This window comes from Pelagibius sp. Alg239-R121, from assembly GCF_947331435.1.
Classification (GTDB): Bacteria; Pseudomonadota; Alphaproteobacteria; order Kiloniellales; family Kiloniellaceae; genus Denitrobaculum.
This window is the reverse complement of sequence record NZ_CAMZOF010000048.1, coordinates 1-1,206: the sequence shown is the minus strand read 5'-3', so window position 1 is coordinate 1,206 and position 1,206 is coordinate 1. Positions and strand designations below refer to the sequence as shown.

General features: G+C 53.3%; 1 protein-coding gene. It reads left to right on the top strand.

Annotated elements, in window-relative coordinates:
- The first annotated feature begins 69 nt into the window (after window positions 1-69).
- Window positions 70-1,154 (top strand): IS3 family transposase gene (locus QMZ18_RS36910; RefSeq protein WP_282611444.1). Its coding sequence is split into 2 segments (ribosomal slippage): window positions 70-322 and window positions 322-1,154, totalling 1,086 coding nucleotides; the frame shifts between segments, so codons are not numbered across the junction.
- Window positions 1,155-1,206: the final 52 nt, after the last annotated feature.

The window sequence follows — 1,206 nt, the reverse complement described above, 5'->3', positions numbered from 1 at the left end:
GGTAATCCCCCCGAAATTTAGGGGTGTTTGAAAGTAGAATTTTCTCGAATGATTAAGGAGGAGATTCTGATGAAGAAATCGAAGTACAGCGACGCGCAGATCATGACGATATTGAAGCAGGCTGAAAGTGGTGTGCCGGTTGCCGACTTGTGTTGTGAACACGGGATGAGCAGCGCGAGCTTTTACAAGTGGCGTTCCAAGTATGGCGGGACGGACGCCAGTCTGATGGCACGGATGAAAGAGCTGGACGAAGAGAACAAGCGGCTCAAGAAGATGTATGCTGAGAAGAGCATGCAAAACGACCTTCTCAAGGAGGCGTTGGGAAAAAAGTGGTGAGGCCATCTCTAAGGCGTGAGATGGCCGAATGGGCGGTGCGGTATCGATCTGCCAGCATCGCACTGGCCTGCCGCGCGTTCAGCATCAGCGAGACGTGCTATCGATATCAACCGAAGCTCAGTGATGAAAACGAGTTGATCGCGGACTGGCTGGTGACCCTAACGAACGCCAAAAAGTCTTGGGGTTTTGGTCTGTGCTTCCTGCATCTGCGAAACGTGAAAGGGTTCAGATGGAACCATAAGCGTGTGTATCGCATCTACCGCGAGTTAGAGCTGAACATGCGCATCAAACCGCGCAAGCGTCTGCAGCGAGAGAAACCGGAACCCTTGGCCGTGCCAGAGGCGTCCAATGAAGTCTGGTCGATGGACTTCATGGCAGACCAACTGGTTGATGGTCGGTCGTTCCGGACGCTGAATGTGCTGGATGACTTCAACCGCGAGGGCTTGGCGATCGAAGTGGACTTCTCATTGCCCTCTGAGCGGGTAGTGCGAGCGCTGAAACAGATCATCACCTGGCGTGGTAAACCCCTGGCCATTCGTGTGGACAACGGCCCAGAATATATCAGTGGCACCTTGCAAACCTGGGCCGAGAAGGCTGGGATCGCATTGATGTATATCCAACCGGGTAAGTCCCAACAGAACGCATACGTCGAACGCTACAACAGAACCGTCCGGACCGAATGGCTGGGCCGGTATCACTTCGAAAGCATCGAGGAGGTACAAGGCCATGCCACGCGCTGGCTTTGGACTTACAACAACGAAAGGCCAAACATGGGGATCGGTGGGATGACACCGATACAGAAACTGAAAGCAGCTTAAATTCTACTGACAGGCCCCTCTAAAATTGGGGGGATTACCGTTGGATTGCTTG